Annotated in this window: 22 protein-coding genes and 3 pseudogenes; 9 read left to right on the top strand and 16 right to left on the bottom strand. The window is 47.1% G+C overall.

Translation table 11 applies throughout. From position 1 onward, the window contains the following. Positions 1 to 36: 36 nt before the first annotated feature. Positions 37 to 666, top strand: a complete 630-nt coding sequence (locus tag NX720_RS03720) for a putative adhesin (RefSeq protein WP_262599484.1) — start codon at positions 37 to 39, stop codon at positions 664 to 666. Positions 667 to 843: 177 nt separating this feature from the next. Further along, complete coding sequence (locus NX720_RS03715) at positions 844 to 2016, top strand: RNA-guided endonuclease InsQ/TnpB family protein (RefSeq protein ID WP_262599482.1); 1173 nt, start codon at positions 844 to 846, stop codon at positions 2014 to 2016. 13 nt (positions 2017 to 2029) lie between these two features. On the opposite strand, the gene NX720_RS03710 is transcribed toward NX720_RS03715, so the two are convergent. The 3 genes from NX720_RS03710 to NX720_RS03700 all read right to left on the bottom strand — a co-directional run bounded on the left by NX720_RS03710 (position 2030) and on the right by NX720_RS03700 (position 3965). Further along, positions 2030 to 2191, bottom strand: a complete 162-nt coding sequence (locus NX720_RS03710; RefSeq protein WP_262599480.1) for a hypothetical protein — start codon at positions 2189 to 2191, stop codon at positions 2030 to 2032. Further along, entirely contained in the window at positions 2184 to 2873 is a 690-nt protein-coding gene (locus NX720_RS03705; RefSeq protein WP_262599479.1) for a hypothetical protein, read from the bottom strand. Before NX720_RS03705 ends, NX720_RS03710 begins: the two co-directional genes overlap by 8 nt. Before the next feature lie 81 nt (positions 2874 to 2954). After that, complete coding sequence (locus tag NX720_RS03700) at positions 2955 to 3965, bottom strand: DUF3080 domain-containing protein (RefSeq protein ID WP_262599478.1); 1011 nt, start codon at positions 3963 to 3965, stop codon at positions 2955 to 2957. A 205-nt stretch (positions 3966 to 4170) separates the two neighbouring features. Here NX720_RS03700 and pdxB point away from each other — a divergent pair, with 205 nt between their 5' ends. From pdxB to NX720_RS03685, 3 genes are all read left to right on the top strand, one after another. After that, a complete protein-coding gene (gene pdxB / locus NX720_RS03695; protein WP_262599476.1) occupies positions 4171 to 5364 on the top strand; it encodes a 4-phosphoerythronate dehydrogenase PdxB in 1194 nt (397 codons plus the stop codon). Between the two features lie 67 nt (positions 5365 to 5431). Further along, positions 5432 to 6679, top strand: a complete 1248-nt coding sequence (locus tag NX720_RS03690) for a sterol desaturase family protein (RefSeq protein WP_262599475.1) — start codon at positions 5432 to 5434, stop codon at positions 6677 to 6679. Then, the gene (locus NX720_RS03685; protein WP_262599473.1) at positions 6679 to 7080 is read left to right on the top strand and encodes an ACT domain-containing protein; all 402 of its coding nucleotides are present in this window, start codon (positions 6679 to 6681) and stop codon (positions 7078 to 7080) included. Before NX720_RS03690 ends, NX720_RS03685 begins: the two co-directional genes overlap by 1 nt. A 116-nt stretch (positions 7081 to 7196) precedes the next feature. Here NX720_RS03685 and NX720_RS03680 read toward each other — a convergent pair whose 3' ends face one another. The 10 genes and pseudogenes from NX720_RS03680 to NX720_RS26960 all read right to left on the bottom strand — a co-directional run. Beyond that, on the bottom strand, positions 7197 to 7967 hold the full coding sequence (locus NX720_RS03680; RefSeq protein WP_404831044.1) for a C2H2-type zinc finger protein: 771 nt from the start codon (positions 7965 to 7967) through the stop codon (positions 7197 to 7199). A 305-nt stretch (positions 7968 to 8272) separates the two neighbouring features. Then, entirely contained in the window at positions 8273 to 8596 is a 324-nt protein-coding gene (locus NX720_RS03675) for a hypothetical protein (protein WP_262599469.1), read from the bottom strand. Positions 8597 to 8806: 210 nt separating this feature from the next. Further along, positions 8807 to 9043: pseudogene (locus NX720_RS26970) on the bottom strand (C2H2-type zinc finger protein); the annotation flags it as partial. Between the two features lie 157 nt (positions 9044 to 9200). Further along, positions 9201 to 9374: a hypothetical protein gene (locus tag NX720_RS03670; RefSeq protein ID WP_262599467.1), complete on the bottom strand. Its 174-nt coding sequence runs from the start codon at positions 9372 to 9374 to the stop codon at positions 9201 to 9203. After that, positions 9358 to 9681: a hypothetical protein gene (locus tag NX720_RS03665; RefSeq protein ID WP_262599465.1), complete on the bottom strand. Its 324-nt coding sequence runs from the start codon at positions 9679 to 9681 to the stop codon at positions 9358 to 9360. The genes NX720_RS03670 and NX720_RS03665 overlap by 17 nt, the downstream gene beginning before the upstream one ends. A 762-nt stretch (positions 9682 to 10443) precedes the next feature. Then, positions 10444 to 11298, bottom strand: a complete 855-nt coding sequence (locus tag NX720_RS03660; RefSeq protein ID WP_262599463.1) for a C2H2-type zinc finger protein — start codon at positions 11296 to 11298, stop codon at positions 10444 to 10446. Between the two features lie 315 nt (positions 11299 to 11613). Continuing rightward, complete coding sequence (locus tag NX720_RS03655) at positions 11614 to 11937, bottom strand: hypothetical protein (RefSeq protein ID WP_262599461.1); 324 nt, start codon at positions 11935 to 11937, stop codon at positions 11614 to 11616. Between the two features lie 387 nt (positions 11938 to 12324). Further along, positions 12325 to 12396: pseudogene (locus tag NX720_RS27455) on the bottom strand (C2H2-type zinc finger protein); the annotation flags it as partial. Between the two features lie 323 nt (positions 12397 to 12719). Next, entirely contained in the window at positions 12720 to 13034 is a 315-nt protein-coding gene (locus NX720_RS03650) for a hypothetical protein (protein ID WP_262599459.1), read from the bottom strand. A 132-nt stretch (positions 13035 to 13166) separates the two neighbouring features. After that, a pseudogene (locus NX720_RS26960) lies at positions 13167 to 13343 on the bottom strand (C2H2-type zinc finger protein); the annotation flags it as partial. 319 nt (positions 13344 to 13662) lie between these two features. Between NX720_RS26960 and NX720_RS03645 the strand changes: the two are divergent. Continuing rightward, entirely contained in the window at positions 13663 to 13791 is a 129-nt protein-coding gene (locus tag NX720_RS03645) for a hypothetical protein (protein WP_262599457.1), read from the top strand. After that, positions 13784 to 13912, top strand: coding sequence for an ACT domain-containing protein (locus NX720_RS26955; RefSeq protein WP_404831074.1), 129 nt, complete (start codon positions 13784 to 13786; stop codon positions 13910 to 13912). The genes NX720_RS03645 and NX720_RS26955 overlap by 8 nt, the downstream gene beginning before the upstream one ends. A gap of 310 nt (positions 13913 to 14222) precedes the next feature. Here the strand turns inward: NX720_RS26955 and NX720_RS03640 are convergent, their stop codons facing one another. Together NX720_RS03640 and NX720_RS03635 are read right to left on the bottom strand one after the other, a co-directional pair. Then, positions 14223 to 14597: a YacL family protein gene (locus tag NX720_RS03640; protein ID WP_262599456.1), complete on the bottom strand. Its 375-nt coding sequence runs from the start codon at positions 14595 to 14597 to the stop codon at positions 14223 to 14225. 79 nt (positions 14598 to 14676) lie between these two features. Further along, a complete protein-coding gene (locus NX720_RS03635) occupies positions 14677 to 15228 on the bottom strand; it encodes a hypothetical protein (RefSeq protein ID WP_262599453.1) in 552 nt (183 codons plus the stop codon). A gap of 122 nt (positions 15229 to 15350) precedes the next feature. Between NX720_RS03635 and NX720_RS03630 the strand changes: the two genes are divergently transcribed. Both NX720_RS03630 and NX720_RS03625 read left to right on the top strand, forming a co-directional pair. Beyond that, positions 15351 to 15578 (top strand): hypothetical protein, encoded by a 228-nt coding sequence (locus NX720_RS03630; RefSeq protein ID WP_262599451.1) that lies wholly within the window; start codon positions 15351 to 15353, stop codon positions 15576 to 15578. Positions 15579 to 15756: 178 nt separating this feature from the next. Then, the gene (locus NX720_RS03625; RefSeq protein WP_262599449.1) at positions 15757 to 16314 is read left to right on the top strand and encodes a hypothetical protein; all 558 of its coding nucleotides are present in this window, start codon (positions 15757 to 15759) and stop codon (positions 16312 to 16314) included. A gap of 111 nt (positions 16315 to 16425) precedes the next feature. Here the strand turns inward: NX720_RS03625 and NX720_RS03620 are convergent, their stop codons facing one another. Further along, on the bottom strand, positions 16426 to 16776 hold the full coding sequence (locus NX720_RS03620) for a hypothetical protein (protein WP_262599447.1): 351 nt from the start codon (positions 16774 to 16776) through the stop codon (positions 16426 to 16428). Between the last annotated feature and the right edge of the window lie 128 nt (positions 16777 to 16904).

The raw sequence follows: 16904 nt of genomic DNA, 5'->3' as shown, positions 1-16904 counted from the left end.
ACCTATTAGAAAATTTGTGATTTGGAGGTGTCCATCATGCCATTATTTCGCTTTAAACCCAAAGTAAATAAAGTGTGTCTGTCCAACGGCGTGCAATTAATTACCTGTAAAACGGGTGGCCGCAAAGTTCAAAATCTGGCTATTCGGTGCCATGGCAATTACGAACTGAAGAGACCCGGTTTTTTGGCAAAGTCAGACATTATCAGAGTACCACCGGGAAAATTTTTCTACTTCTACGGACCACATGCGGGTGTTCTCAGTTCCAATATACGAAGGTTCATGGAAGGAGAGTACGAACCTTTAGAGGTATTAACGGCAGGTCAAAAGTGTGCTAATTATATGTTGTATCCAGCATACGAGTCTGAGAGATGGGCGGATGAAAGCTATTTATCACAATGCATAGTGTTGGATCGGCGCAGTCCAAACAAAAAAGCAGACAAGCACCCACTTCGGGAATACGATATTCTTCGTATCGATTATCCCATACGTCTGAATTTGGTGATTAGAAAAATTTGCTGTTTGACTGAGTATATCCGGATTCATTGCATGTTCTGTCGTGATTCTATACGTGCGGTACGTCCGCAAGAAGATTGCATTTATGACCCGGGACTAGAGTTTCCTCCCAATGTTTATCAGGGCGACTTGGGCAGATGGCATGTCCTTTAGCAAAATCGTCGTAAACCCTCGCCCAATGCGGGCGGGGATATAAGACGGGAAGGCACAGAGCCTTCCGCCATCAATCTGGTGTACTAAGCAAATTTTTATTGTGTGCGCTCACTTGAAAACCTCTTTCAAATACCTTTAATATAAAGTTTATATTGATGAGCACTAAAATAACGTTCCATGCTGAGAGCCACCAAAGTACGAATCTATCCAACATCAGAGCAGGCGGAATTTCTCGACCGTCAGTTTGATGCTGTGCGGTTCGTATGGAACAAGGCCCTGGCTATTAAGGTTCATTATTACAAGGTTCGTGGGCAGAGCCTTTCTCCCAAAAAACACCTGAAGCCCTTGCTGGCAAAAGCCAAGAAAAGCCGAAAGTACTCATGGCTGAAAAACGCTGACTCTATTGCACTGCAACAGGCCACTATCAATCTGGATACGGCCTTTCAAAACTTTTTCAATCCCAAATTGCAGGCAAGATTTCCTCGCTTCAAGAAAAAGCATGGCAAGCAAAGTAGCTACCATTGTACGTCTGTCTCTGTGGGCGATAACGGGATAAAAATCCCCAAGTGCAAGCCCATAAGGGCTAAAGTGCATCGTGAAATAGTGGGTAAGATGAAGTCTATCACCCTGAGCAGAACGCTAACCGGCAAGTATTTTGCCTCCATATTGGCTGATGATACCCAGGAACAACCAAAACAGATTGATAATCTTGAAGCTAATCAGGTTGTCGGTGTTGATATGGGGATTGCTGATCTGGCTATCACCAGTACCGGCCATAAGACTGGCAATCCTCGCTTTCTGAAAAAAGCCCAACGTAACCTGAAAAGAAAACAACAGGCTCTATCTCGCTGCAAGAAAGGCTCAAAAGGTAGGCACAAAGCCCGTTTATTGGTGGCAAAGGCGCATGAGCGTGTAGCCTTTGCCCGTAATGATTTTCAGCATAAGCTATCAAAACAACTCATCGACGAAAACCAAGCGGTGATTGTGGAGACACTGAAAGTTAAAAACATGCTCAAGAACAAGCGTCTTGCTCGTTCTATTGCTGATGCTGGCTGGCACTCACTGATAACCAAACTCGAATACAAGGCAAAGCAGGAAGGTAAACATCTGGTGAAGATAGACCAGTGGTTTGCATCCTCTAAAACTTGCTCAGTCTGCGATTTGAAACAGGAAAAAATGCCATTGAGAATCCGATCATGGGAGTGTAGCTGTGGTGCTATCCATGACCGGGATATTAATGCAGCTCGCAATATCAAGAAGCAAGGCATATTGAAATTAAAGGCGGAAGGACTGTCCGTTTCTGCTGATGGAGGCTTGCGTAAATCCGGCAGACTGTCGGTTGCTGCCTAAGAAATCAGAAGCCTCACCCGATAGGGTGGGGAGCAGTCACTCCGGACTGCGATGCTTTTTGATGGATGTGAATGAAGAAGTTCATCATGGCGTTATTGGATTCAGACACTGTCACAGTGATATGGCGAGGATTTAAACGGTTAATGTCGTATACAAGGCAGCGGGTTCTATTCATCCACCAGTTGGGTAAACGCCGAAATAGCATCGGGATCACCTTTTTTAATTTTATTGGCGATAACATGGTGAAAGAAATAGCGGAAGTTTTCATGCTCCTGGGCTGCGTACAGACAATCATCGCCTGCCAGAATAGGGGTGGTGTCGACTTCTTCCTCGTTTGCCACCATCGCCAGTATCCGGCCATCGTTAAACAGTCGCCAGCTGGTGACATGGACCAGAACCACTGTTTTGAAACTGTCTTCTGACAAAATGGCATGGGTACCAATGTTGTCGTTTATTTCCTGAAGGATGATGTCCGGGTCTTCACTGTCGATGTTATAAAAGCTGGCCGCATTTTCAAGTTCCACGACCTTGTACTCGGGTGGCTCGAAATAGGCTGTCTCATGAAAACTGTCGTAATAACCTTCCCAGTGGCCATTCAGTGGATCATTCAGTTCCCTGGCAGGCACCAGACGGTTCAGCCAGGGAACCATTGCATCAACACTGCCGTCTTTGCGGAGCGCCCAGCACAGAATTTTCATACTGAACAATTTACCGGGGTTGGCATCGTTGCTGTACAGCATTTCCATGCCGTCCGTTTCAGGTGCCAGACGGATTATTTTGCTGGATGCGTTTTCATCAAGGGGCTTGCGGGTAAAGAGATCAATGACATTGGTATTCTCTACTGGCTTGTTATCCATAAATGCCCTGTCTCCTGAAACCTGCGTAGCGAAAAAGGTGAGCTGTTCACAGGAAAGGCTATCGGCATTCAACAGGGGAAGTTAACGAGGGGGAGGCGACGGGGGGGAGCGACCGGCAGGCATGAGGTTGCACTCGCCCAGTACAGCCTGCCAGGCCGAGGTATGGTGTTTTACCGACTGGTCAAGCTGATACCAGATGCTGATCGGGGGCTGGTCAGAAGCAATCTGTTGCAGATAATCATCCATAGGCTCAGAGGGGGGAGGAGGCAGTTGCTGAAGCAGTTGCTTCATGGCTGAACGCCATGCACTGCCTTCCCGGTGAATGCGGCTCAGCCAGGCCTGTATCTGGCTGGCGTAAAGCAGGCGGAAGACATTCTGCAAACGTTCTGCTGCGGGCATCAGGCGACCCTTAGGGCATAGGGGGCGTTGCTTCAGACGGGTTTCCAGAAGGTAAGCCACTGCATTCAGGGTGTCAGTCAGCCGTATGGCCGACCGAAGCAGCTGCCCGCTGTAGTGGGAGGCAGTCAGCTGTTGCAGGTGTTGTTCCAGTTCTGCTTTTGTGTAAGGCGCCGCAAGGGTCTGGTCAGGCAGGTAGCGGCCCAGGTACAGCAGCGCATTAACCGTTCCGGTCTGACCTGAGTGCGTATCCGGCAATGATTCCGGCAGCAGGGTCAGTTGGTTGGCCAGTTCTACATGACCAAACAGGGCATTCCAGCGAACGGCCGGAAGTTGCGCCTGCTTACGATGAGTGATGCGGCGCAGCTCCGGCAGAATCTTTGAATCAGGTTCCGTTTCCTGCAGGTATTGAATACAGTCAGCCAATTCGTTGAGTAACTCTTTTTCGTAATGCAGACGCTGAGATGGCAACATCTGTCGCCCCAGGCTGCTGTTCCGGTAAGCCACTACTTCACTCAGTCTCGGGCATTCCAGCAGATTCAGGGCTGCCAGCGCTTTCATACGGATATCGGGAATATCATAAATACGTTTTTTCAGCGGGGGGAGTGTCGGGTTTATGGTGTTTTTGTGAGGGACGGGGTCTATCCCGGTAACACGACTGATCCGTTTCAGATAGTCATCCAATAAGTCATCCATTGGGTTGCCGGGCTGGCAGCCTGAAAGAATAAACAGTAACAGTGGGAGCAGGAAGCGGATCATTTCATATTGGAAAAGACTGAGATTCGACCAGAGAATAAAACTAGCCTACAACAACCTGTTAGTAGTGGCTATTAGACTGCTCTTTCCAGCCTGCAAATAGGACGTTAGTATCGCTTTTTTTATTGATGATGATCCTGCTGTTATGAAATCTGATGCTTCAAGACCTTCTTCTTTAGAGCCAAGGGCTTTAAAAATAGTGGCCGACGAAAATATTCCCCTGGTGCGGGAGTGCTTTGCCGGGCTGGGCGATGTGGTGACTTTGCCGGGGCGCAGTCTCACCGCCGACGATCTGGCCGGGGCGGATGTGCTGGTGGCACGCTCTGTCACCAAAGTGAATAAAGAGCTGATACAGAACAGCTCCCTGAAATTTGTCGGAACCTGCACCGCTGGCTGTGACCATATTGAGCTGCCAGCCCTGAAAGAGCAGGGCGTTGGGTTTTCCAATGCGCCGGGCTGCAATGCCCGCTCGGTGGTGGAGTATGTGTTGTGTGCACTGGATATTCTTGCGGAGCGGGATGGTTACTGCATAACCGGTCGTACTGTTGGGATTGTCGGTAAGGGGCAGGTTGGCGGTCGCCTCTATCGAGCTTTGCAAGCATTGGGGGTAAGGGTGATGGCTAATGACCCTCTGCTTGAAGCAGAAGCTGGTGTTGAGCTGGTGGAACTGGATGAGCTGCTTGAACGCTGCGATGTTATTGCCCTGCATACGCCCTTGACTACCTCGGGTGACTACCCGACTTACCATCTGTTTGGCGAACAGCAATTGCTGGCTATGAAGCATGGCACGGTATTGATTAATGCCGGGCGGGGAGCTGTGGTTGACAACCGGGCGTTGCTGAATGTTCTGAAGGCCAGGGATGACCTTAGCGTGGTGCTGGATGTCTGGGAGCACGAACCGGAGGTCGATCCTGAATTGCTGGAGCTGGTGGATATTGGCACACCGCATATTGCCGGTTACAGTCTGGACGCCAAAGTGACGGGAACGGTTATGGTGTATCAGGCACTTTGTCGCTTTCTGGGGCTGCCTGCCCGAACCTCGCAACAGGATCTTACGCCGTTGCCGCCGCTTATGAAACTGGACTTTACGGGCACGGTCGATGCTGATCAGGCCGCTTCTGTTGCCATGCGAGCCACTTATGATATTCGGCGTGATGACGCCCTGATGCGTCGCCTGCTGAAAATGGAACCGGAAGCGCGCAAGCTGGCTTTTGACTTTATGCGTAAAAATTACTCAGAACGTCGGGAGTTCAGCACTTTGAAGATTGATGCCAGCCGTTCCAGTCAGGAGGTGCAGCAACGTTTGCAGGCGCTGGGTTTTGATGTGCTGGATGAGTGAAGTGCTTCGCGGTAGAGTAAAGCATTCATGGGGAGCCCACAGATAACAATAATAATGGAGCAATGTCGTGGATTATATTGTTTATGCTATCCCGGTGTTTATTCTGCTGATTGCTACCGAAGTTATTGTTACCGTCGTCAGAAAAAAAGACTATTACCGGTTCAGTGATGCGATTAACAGCCTGAGCGCAGGCATGATCAGCATCACCTCCGGCATTCTGACCAAAGTCGTCAGCGTGACGATTTATACAGGGTTGTTCAGTGTGTTTGGCCTGTGGGAAATGAGCGTTGAGTCCCTGTGGGTCTGGGTAGTTGGGTTTGTTTTTTACGATCTCTGTTATTACTGGAATCATCGCCTGGGGCATGAAATCAATGTCCTTTGGGCTGCCCATGCGGTGCATCATCAGAGCGAAGAGTACAACCTGACGACGGCTTTACGACAATCCAGCAGCGGCTTTATTTTCGGCTGGTTGTTTTACGTGCCGATGGCGGTGGTGGGCGTTCCGGCAGTGGTCTTTTTTACAGTGGGCCTTATTAATCTGCTGTATCAGTTCTGGGTTCATACCCGCCATGTGCCAAAACTGGGTTGGTTTGAATGGTTTTTTGTGACGCCTTCGAACCACCGGGTTCATCACGCAAAAAACCGGCGTTACCTGGATAAAAATTATGGCGGGGTTTTTATTCTCTGGGATCGCCTGTTTGGCACCTTTAAAGAAGAGGATGAACAGTATGAACCCATTCGTTATGGCACACTGAAACCCTTACGCAGCTGGAATCCTTTATGGGCTAACCTGCATCTGTATGCCGGGATGTGGCAGGACTGCAAGGCGACCAGCCGCTGGCAAGAGAAGCTGACCCTGTGGTTTCGCAAAACCGGTTATCGTCCGTCCGATATTTCGACACCCATGAAAATGCCGGATATCCATGCCTATGAGAATTATCAACCCACTGTCGTCCGCCCTCTTATGGTTTATACGGCCTTCCATTTTGTCCTGATGATTATTGCCACCCTGGCGCTAATGGGCAGTTATCACCTCATGCCCATGTGGTTTAATACACTCTGGGTGGTTGTGTTTATTGTGCAATTGGTGGTTATTGGCTGGCTGCTGGAAAAAAACCAAAAGCTGGTGGCTCTGGAAGCCGGGCGTTTCGCCACCGTTGCAGCGGCTTTGTGCATTACGCACCAGCAACTTGCTGTGCCTGCCAGTTTGTGGGGGTTGCTGTGTACTCTGGCGGTGGTTTCATTGCTGGTACTAAACAGAATCCAATACAACGATAGTCGTCAGGCTCATTTACAGAAGTCTCAGGAAATATAGTGTCCAAACCCTTGCATTTATCGGTTTTGCAGCAAAGCTTTTCGGTTCATCGCTTTTCAATTGACAGCCCTGTTCCCACAGACGTAATGAACAGCGAGATTTTTTCAGTGATGCGCACGGATGAGGAGCTGTCGATCGTCTGTGAGTCATCCATTAAACTGAATTCAGAAAAGGCAGAAATGGACTGGTCGGCACTGAAAGTGACCGGCCCTCTGGATTTTGCACTGACTGGTATTCTGGCGGGGTTGGCAACGACTCTGGATGAAGCGGGTATCAGCCTGTTTGCCCTGTCTACGTACGACACAGATTATATATTAGTGAAGTCGAAGCAGTTGAGTCGGGCTTGCATGGCTCTCAGTAGCGCAGGCTATATATTAGAGAATTGGATGCGTGATGTTTAAGGCAGAGTCGTTTGCGTCCATTCAGCAATGAACTCCCTAAACGTACTTCCAGTGCCAAAAAAGAGGATATGTTTACTGACCTGACAGGTCGGAAAAACGTGGAGGCATTGTTTTGTTCAGCTGGGAATGTCATCAAATGTCTCTTCAGAATCAGGATTATAAATACTCAGTAGTTCATCGAATGGTACATCTGAAAAAATGCTTTCAGAGCCAGAACCCGGAACGTTTTGCTCAGTATCCGTGGTTACTAGTCCTGATCCCTGGGTTGCCGTTGCCGTTGTTATAGTGGCAGTGGCTGCAGAGCGGTATTCAGTGACTAGTAGATAGGCACTTCCTATCGGGGATGTGACGGTGCTTAAGGTTTCAGTACTGTTTAAAGATACCTTGGTTCGGGTTGTTACGGCTACCACTCCCTCTGGTTCCGTGTGCGTATGCACAGTGGCAGAATAGGTTGCTGATTCGGGTGGGTGTTCTGCCTGGTTGTGTCTGTAGAGATAGGACTGTTGACTAAAACCATAACCGCATATTTGACACAGAAAGGATCTTTTTCCGCCATGAACGCTCTGGTTGTGCTTAGTCAGGTTTGTTTGACTTCTAAAAGAGCTGTTGCATTCCTGACATTGAAAAGGTCTTTCACCGCGATGGATTTGCATGTGCCGAATCAGGTTTCCGTTAGTTGTAAAGGCCATTCCGCATTCCTGACATTGAAAAGGTCTTTCATTGGTATGGGTACGTGTATGTCGGGTGAGATTACTGGAAAAAGAAAAACGCCTGTTACATATTTCGCACTGAAAAGGCTTATCACCAGAGTGGACTCGCTGATGAGTTTTGAGAGAGTTCGCATTTGCGAGAACTTTCCCACACCTACTGCACCGAAAAACTGGCATGTCTGGTACTCCTGTGTAAGGTACAAAAAGACACAGAGCTGATCCTTTCATTCCAAACTTTGTAAGTAACATTCAACAATAGACAGGATTGCGGCAGTTAGTGGAAATTTTACTTGCGGGAAAGAAACTTTTCGTTTGCTACAAACAGGCAGGGGCTTTCATTGAGCATTAAACGGCTCCCGGGCATCCAGCATGGTTTTAAAATCATTCCGCGTGGAAGTTCTGAATAAGTACTTCCAGTGCCAAAAAAGAGGATATGCTTACTGACCAGACAGGTCGGAAAAAACGCGGAGGCACTGTTTTGTTCAACTGGGAATGTCATCAAATGTCTCTTCAGGATCAGGCTGATACATTTCCAGTAGCTCATCGATTGATTGGTCTGAAAAAATGCTTTCAGAGGCAGAACCCGGAGCGTTTTGCTCAGTATCCGCGGTCACTAGTCCTGATCCCTGGGTTGCCAATGCCGTTGTTATAGTGGCAGTGGCTGCAGAGCGGTATTCAGTGACTAGTAGATAGGCACTTCCTATCGGGGAACTGACGGTGCTTAAGGTTGCAGTACTGTTTGAAGATACCTTGGTGGTTCGGGTTGTTACGGCTACCACTCCCTCTGGTTCCGCGTGCGTATGCACAGTGGCAGACTGGGTTGCTGATTCGGATGAGTGATGTGCCTTATTGTGCCTGGCAAGATAGCACTGTTGACTAAAACGATCATTGCATAGTTGACACAGAAAAGGTGCGTCTGGGGCATGAACAGTTTGATCATGCCTTTTCAAAGAGCCTGATTGACTAAAAGAAATACCGCATGGCAGACACTTATGAGGGTGGTTACCGGTATGGATTCGCGTGTGTCTGGTGAGTGCAGTGGTAGAACGAAATTCGCTCTTACATATATCGCATCGATAAGGGCGTTCACCGGTATGGATTCGCCTGTGTACGGTGAGTTCAGTTAAAGTCTTAAAACCGCTGTTACATATATCGCATTGATGAGGCCGCTTACCAGTATGGATTAGCTTATGAATGTTGAGAGTTTTATTGCTTGTGAGAAATTTCCCACACACAACACACTGAACTGGCATGCCTGATACTCCTATGTAAGGCGTAAAAAAGCACAGAGTTAATCCTTTCACTTCTGGCTGCATAAGTAACATTTAATGGTAGACAAGATTGCGGCAGTTAGTGGAAATTTCACTTGCGGGAAAGAAACTTTTCGTTTGTTAAAACAGGCAGGGGCTTTCATTGAGCATTAAACGGCTCCCGGGCATTCAGCATGGTTTTAAAATAATCCAGTCCGTACTCGGCGTGGAAGTTCTGAATAAGTACTTCCAGTGCCAAAAAAGAGGATATGCTTACTGACCAGACAGGTCGGAAAAACGTGGAGGCACTGTTTGGTTCAACTGGGAATGTCATCAAATGTCTCTTCAGAATCAGGATAATACATTTCCAGTAGCTCATCGATTGATTGATCTGAATAAATGTTTTCAGAGCCAGAACCCGGAGCGTTTTGCTCAGTATCCGCGGTCACTAGTCCTGATCCCTGGGTTGCCATTGCCGTTGTTATAGTGGCAGTGGCTGCAGAGCGGTATTCAGTGACTAGTAGATAGGCACTTCCTATCGGGGAACTGACGGTGCTTAAGGTTGCAGTACTGTTTGAAGATACCTTGGTGGTTTGGGTTGTTACGGCTACCACTCCCTCTGGTTCCTCGTGCGTATGCACAGTGGCAGACTGGGTTGCTGATTCGGATGGGTGTTGTGCCTCATTGTGCCTGGCAAGATAGCACTGTTGACTAAAACGATCATTGCATAGTTGACACAGAAAAGGTGCGTCTGGGGCATGAACAGTTTGATCATGCCTTTTCAAAGAGCTTAATTGAGTAAAAGGAATACCGCATGGCAGACACCTATAAGGGCTTTTACCGGTATGGGTTCGCGTGTGTCTGGTGAGTTCAGAGGTACTACAAAATTTGTTGTTACATATATCGCATTGATAAGGCCGGTCATCAGTATGGGTACGTATGTGTCTGGTGCGATCACCGGAAGTCCTAAATTTTCTGTTACAAATATCGCATTGATAAGGCCACTCACCAGTATGGATTAGCTTATGAACTCTGAGAGTTTTCCGGTTTGCGAGAACTTTCTTACACACATCACACTGAACTGGCATGCCTGATACTCCTATGTAAGACACAAAAAAGCACAGAGTTAATCCTTTCACCTCAGGCTGCATAAGTAACATTTAATGGTAGACAAGATTGCGGCAGTTGGTGGAAATTTTACTTGCTGGAAAGAAACTTTTTGTTTGTTACAAACAGGCAGGGGCTTTCATTGAACATTAAACGGCTCCCGGGTATTCAGCATGGTTTTAAAATAATCCAGTTCGCACTCGGCATGGAAGTTCTGAATAAGTACTTCCAGTGCCAAAAAAGAGGACATGCTTACTGACCAGACAGGTCGGAAAAACGTGGAGGCACTGTTTTGTTCAACTGGGAATGTCATCAAATGTCTCTTCAGGATCAGGATTATAAATACTCAGTAGTTCATCGTTTGATACATCTGAAAAAATGCTTTTAGAGCCAGAATCCGGAACGTTTTGCTCAGTATACGTGGTTACTAGTCCTGATCCCTGGGTTGCCGTTGCCGTTGTTATAGTGGCAGTGGCTGCAGAGCGGTATTCAGTGACTAGTAGATAGGCACTTCCTATCGGGGATGTGACGGTGCTTAAGGTTTCAGTACTGTTTAAAGATACCTTGGTTCGGGTTGTTACGGCTACCACTCCCTCTGGTTCCGTGTGCATATGCACAGTGGTAGACTGGGTAGCTGATTCGGATGGGTGTCGTGCCAGGTTGTGCTTGGTTAGATAGCGCTGTTGACTAAAACGATAATCGCATAGTTGACACAGAAAAGGTGCGCCTGGGGCATGAATACTTTTATCATGCCTGTTCAAAGTGCCTGGTTGAGTAAAAAAAGTACCGCATGGCAGACACTCATAAGGGCGTTCACCGGTATGGGTTCGCATGTGCGCTTTCATGTTTCTATTACTTGCAAAAGTCTTGGTGCATACCTGACATTCAAAAGATTTTTCACCGGTATGGAGTAGGAGGTGTGCATTCAGGTTCCCTTGAGATGTAAAAGCCTTGTCACATTCAGTACATGGAAAAGGTTTTGCACCGGTATGGGTATGCATATGTTGGGCGAGATGATTGGGACGAGAAAAACCCTTGTTACATATGTCGCACTTATAAGGATGCTTACCACTGTGGGTTAGCTTATGGATTTTGAGAGTCTGCGCAGATGCGAGAACTTTCTGGCACTCATTACACTGAAATTTTGGCATGCCTGATACTCCTGTGTAAGGCACAAAAAAGCACAGAGTTAATCCTTTTACTTCAGGCCGCATAAGCAACATTTAATGGTAGACAAGATTGCGGCAGTTAGTGGAAATTTTACTTGCGGGAAAGAAACTTTTCGTTTGCTACAAACAGGCAGGGGCTTTCATTGAGCATTAAACGGCACCCGGGCATCCAGCATGGTTTTAAAATCATGTTGTCCGCACTTGGCGTGGAAGTTCTGAATAAGTACTTCCAGTGCCAAAAAAGAGGATATGCTTACTGACCAGACAGGTCAGAAAAACGTGGAGGCGTTGTTTTGTTCAACTGGGAATGTCATCAAATGTCTCTTCAGAATCAGGCTGATACATTTCCAGTAGCTCATCGATTGATTGATCTGAATAAATGCTTTCAGGGCCAGAACCCGGAACGTTTTGCTTAGTATACGTGGTTACTAGTCCTGATCCCTGGGTTGCCGTTGCCGTTGCCGTTGTTATAGTGGCAGTGGCTGCAGAGCGGTATTCAGTGACTAGTAGATAGGCACTTCCTATCGGGGATGTGACGGTGCTTAAGGTTTCAGTACTGTTTGAAGATACCTTGGTGGTTCGGGTTGTTACGGCTACCACTCCCTCTGGTTCCGTGTGCATATGCACAGTGGTAGACTGGGTAGCTGATTCGTTTTTTCTATGAACGGCCGTCTTATTATGCCTGTAAAAAGAGCTTTGCATAGCAAAAGAAACACCGCATGGCAGACACTTATAAGGGCGTTCATCGCTATGGACTGCACTGTGCTGAGTCAGTAATTGTTTAGTCCTAAAATCCCTGTTGCATTCACCACAGCGAAAAGGTTTTACACCGCTATGGATTGTTAAGTGCCTAGTCAGGTTTTCTTTAGCTGCAAAAGTTCTGGGGCAAAAATTACATATAAAAGGTCTTTCACCAGTATGGATACGCATATGTCTGGTGAGTTGACTGGGAGAAGGGCAAACCCTGTTACATATGTTGCACCGCAAAGACTCATCACTAGTGTGGGTTCGCTTATGAGCTTTGAGAGAATCCTTAGTTTTGAAAGATTGCTCACATACACTACAGATGAAATCCGGCATACCTGATACTCCTGTGTAAGGCATAAAAAGCTGAGAGTTAATCCTTTCACACAAAGCTGTATAAGCAACGTTTAATAATAGACAGGATTGCAGCAGTTAGTGGAAATTTTGCTTGCGGGAAAGAGCGGGAAAGAAGTTTTTCGTTTGCTATAACAGGCAGGGGCTTTCATTGAGCATTAAACGGCTCCAGTGTATCCAGCATGGTTTTAAAATAATCCAGTCCGCACTCGGCGTGGAAGTTCTGAATAAGTACTTCCAGTGCCAAAAAAGAGGATATGCTTACTGACCAGACAGGTCAGAAAAACGTGGAGGCGTTGTTTTGTTCAACTGGGAATGTCATCAAATGTCTCTTCAGAATCAGGCTGATACATTTCCAGTAGCTCATCGATTGATTGATCTGAATAAATGCTTTCAGGGCCAGAACCCGGAACGTTTTGCTTAGTATACGTGGTTACTAGTCCTGATCCCTGGGTTGCCGTTGCCGTTGTTATAGTGGCAGTGGCTGCAGAGCGGTATTCAGTGACTAGTAGATAGGCACTTCCTATCGGGGATGTGACGGTGCTTAAGGTTTCAGTACTGTTTAAAGATACCTTAGTTCGGGTTGTTACGGCTACCACTCCCTCTGGTTCCGTGTGCATATGCACAGTGGTAGACTGGGTAGCTGATTCGTTTTTTCTATGAACGGCCGTCTTTTTATGATTGCAAAAAGAGCTTTGCGTAGCAAAAGAAATACCGCATGGCAGACACTTATAAGGGCGTTCATCGCTATGGACTGCACTGTGCTGAGTCAGTAGTTGTTTAGTCCTAAAATCCCTGTTGCACTCATCACAGCGAAAAGGTTTTAAACCGCTATGGATTGTTAAGTGCTTATTCAGGTTTCCTTTAGTTCTAAAAGCCCAGGGGCAAAAATCACATTCAAAAGGTCTTTCACCAGTATGGATACGCATATGTGTGGTGAGTTTACTGGAAGAAGGGCAAACCCTGTTACATATGTTGCACCGCAAAGACTCATCACTAGTGTGGATTCGCCTATGAACTTTCAGAGAGGCCTCAGTTTTGAAAGGTTGCTCACATACACTACAGATGAAATCCGGCATACCTGATACTCCTGTGTAAGGCATAAAAAGCTGAGAGTTAATCCTTTCACACAAAGCTGTATAAGCAACGTTTAATAATAGACAGGATTGCAGCAGTTAGTGGAAATTTTGCTTGCGGGAAAGAGCGGGAAAGAAGTTTTTCGTTTGCCATAACAGGCAGGGGCTTTCATTGAGCATTAAACGGCTCCAGGGCATCCAGCATGGTTTTAAAATCATGCTGTCGGCACTGAAAATGACCAGCCCTCTGAATTTTGAACTGACTCGTATTCTGGCGGGATTGGCAACAAACCCTGGCTGAAGCGTGTACCAGTCTGTTTGCCCTGTCTACGTACGACACTGATTATGGTTTGGTGAAATCTGTCCAGCTGGATCAAGCCTGCACAGCGTTAATCAGTGCAGGCTATGAGGTAAACCGCTAATACGATTTTTAACGAACCTTGCGAAATTCTCCATCCATAGCCTCTCATTGGGAGCGGCGCGACCTTTGAAGGTTTGGATGGAGATGGATAGCGAGGCAACTACGAGAAACAAATCAGGAAAACACAACCGTTTTCTGGCTTGTACCGCCGATGCGCTGGGACACAGCGTATGTGTAAAGAGTTCCCCTGTCGTGGTTCGGCAACCTGTACGACAGCGAGAGGCTATGTTATTTGACATAGTGGGTCGCACGTAATTCCCGATTAGAAGCCCCCACTAGAATCGGCTTGCCGATTTAGTGGAGGGAGTGTGTCACGCCTGTTGGTTAAACCCCTGCCAGGCATTCAGCATGGTTTTAAAATCATCCAGTCCGCACTCGGCATGAAGTTCCTGATCGTAGAAGTCCATGTCGTCGTCCATAGACTCTTCATCAAGGTCGTATTCTGGCAAGACGGCTGAACGCACAATCGCGTCAGTACGTGTCAGTCTGAGGTTAAACTCCAGGCCGGGCAGGCTGAATGCCCAGCGCCCACCGGATTGCAGTTCGGTAATAGCTTTGAACAACGGTTCCAGCCGTTCTGCCCTGGCTGCGGGTTCTGCCAGCAGCCAGTTACCCATCGCTTCGTGATTCATTGAAAAACGCGCTTCTATACGCCCTGTCAGATCACGACGAAATTCATACTCCATAGTTCATCCAGGAAAGTTGATTCACAAATGGAGTGAAATTGTACTGGTTACGCTGCCGGGGCCGAATAGGTAGAAAGCTTTATAACCGTTTCGGCTTAAGCCAGAAACGACGATTGAAAGGCAGAATCCACGAAGACCCAATAGCGGCCAGCAATGCCTCCGGATGATACTGACGTAGCTGTTGCCGAACCTGTTGCTCCTGGGGTTTGTGAACATCCACCATGATCAGGTGCTTACCCTGCTCAATATCGTCATGGAACTGCGCTATCTTGTAATTATCCCTCATCGACCCGACCAGTCCCCCGCTCCATGCGCCAAACAAGGTAAATACGCCTGCGACAATTAATGGAATCATTGGGGGAACAGGTTCAGAAATAAACGGCAGAATGACGTACAACACGAACACAGTGATCAGGCTAATCGTGCCACCTAACATCGCTCCCAGCTCTCCCGAATGAATCACATCGTTTTGCTGAAACAGATGCGCACTGTGAACATGGCGATGATAAAGCCCCGCCTCATCCTTGCTGAGGACATGAATATGCCAGTCGGTGACACCCTTGTTGTGCAGGTCGTCACTGATCTGGCTGACGCTGTTGAGTGTGTCGGTCAGATAATAAAGACGTTTCATGCTTTCCTCCTGCGTACGGCATGCAAGGTGGACTGGAAGAGTATAGAGTACTGGCAAGTAGGCTATCTCTTGTTAATACTCATAATTAGTCAGTGTCTAAACCGTATGAAAAGGACAGGGTGATGAAACAGATCAAGGTCAGCTTCGGAAAAAAAGGGGCTCATGATGAACAGGAGCAGCTCAGCAGCGAGGATGCAGAGCTGAAGTCAACGCTGGAGCGCCTTAAAAAGAAAGGCTTAAATCCTATGCAGATGTGTAACAAGCTTATCGAACACGAAGAAGCCGCACCTGATGGATTATCCTGGAGTTATGACCTTGTGGTATCTGAGTGCAAGCGATTGAAGATATAAGACTTTTGTCTTGTAAATCTGAAAGGCAGCTTCTGAAACGTTAACAGGACAAGTCAGCGCATAGAAATAGACTGATATACCTTTGTTTTTTTGGTTGAAAAATATTTCAGGAAAATATCAGGAAGGTTGTCTATTGTTTTCCTGTCCTTCGATGTTCGATGTTTCGATATAGAGTTGAATGAAAATGTTTCAGAAGTTAATTAAGAAAGCGTTGTTTGGGTTTGCTTTGCTCGCTTGTATGAACGCCCCCTCTTATGCTGAGAATGAACGGGGTTCAGTAATGAAAGTTGTGGCTAAAGCAGTTGTTGATGGCGGAGGCGGTGCTATCAAAGGGGCGCTATATATCGTACAAAATCCAATCGTGGCCACGAAAAACGCCTTTGTTGCCTCAAAAACGGTTGTTGGTTCTGTAGCTACGGTTGTAGGGGGAACCCTTGAAAGTGCGTGGGGCTATTTGGTTGAGGCTAAAGAACCAGAATCAGAGGATGAAGACGGAAAAATGACTTACATAATAACAGCCATCACAGATGCTAAAGAACAAGTTGTAGATGGTGCTTATGAGTTATCAGCAACACTTTATGAAGCCGCCGAGCCTACCGTCTATCTTATGAAAGAAAAGATTATTACTTATACAGAAGACGCTTTTTCTGACTGGGCTCCAGAGGTTGTTCAGGGGGCATACAAGGCAGTAGCTGCTGAACTAGGAGATTCTGAAGTGGCGGCGGGTGCAGAATAGCATTTAATTCCGGAAATAAGTGAGGGGCATCAGCTCCTCACTTAACGCCATCAATATACAAGATACAAGCTGTACGCAATCAGTCTGGATCGAAAAGGTCAGCAGTTGTGTCTACCCCTTGCTTTTCCTGAGCAATTCCTGAAACCGCCTCTGTTTCTCCTCAGAACTCAGCTGTGGAACCGCCTCCTGATGGTGGTTGACCAGTGGGCTGTAGTCCAGTGGTGGTAAATCTTCAGAACCACTTCCTGAATGCTCCGCAGGTTTACCCTGTTGTTCCAGTTGCAGCAGATGAGCGTCCATTACGTCTAAAGCTTCCAGCAAACCGTCATGTCCACTGTCGGTGTCATCAAGGCGTTGTAGTTTGGCTACTATATTGTCGCGAATCTGGCGAACACGCTCCGGGGATGTTTTCTGTTGATTTGCTTCAAGCCATTTTCTGGCAGATTCGCCATTGGTTGCCATACTCGATCCTGTTTCTAACAACGTTCAGAAGGCAATATTACGCAACGCTTCGGAAATTACCAACCTGTAGTGATCAGTGCATGTACGTAAAATTTACCGATTTGCCTGATGCACAGATGATGGAGTTT

The sequence above is a fragment of the Endozoicomonas euniceicola genome (assembly GCF_025562755.1).
Classification (GTDB): Bacteria; Pseudomonadota; Gammaproteobacteria; order Pseudomonadales; family Endozoicomonadaceae; genus Endozoicomonas_A; species Endozoicomonas_A euniceicola.
Note: the sequence above shows the minus strand (reverse complement) of the source record. Positions and strands in the feature narration are given on the sequence as shown.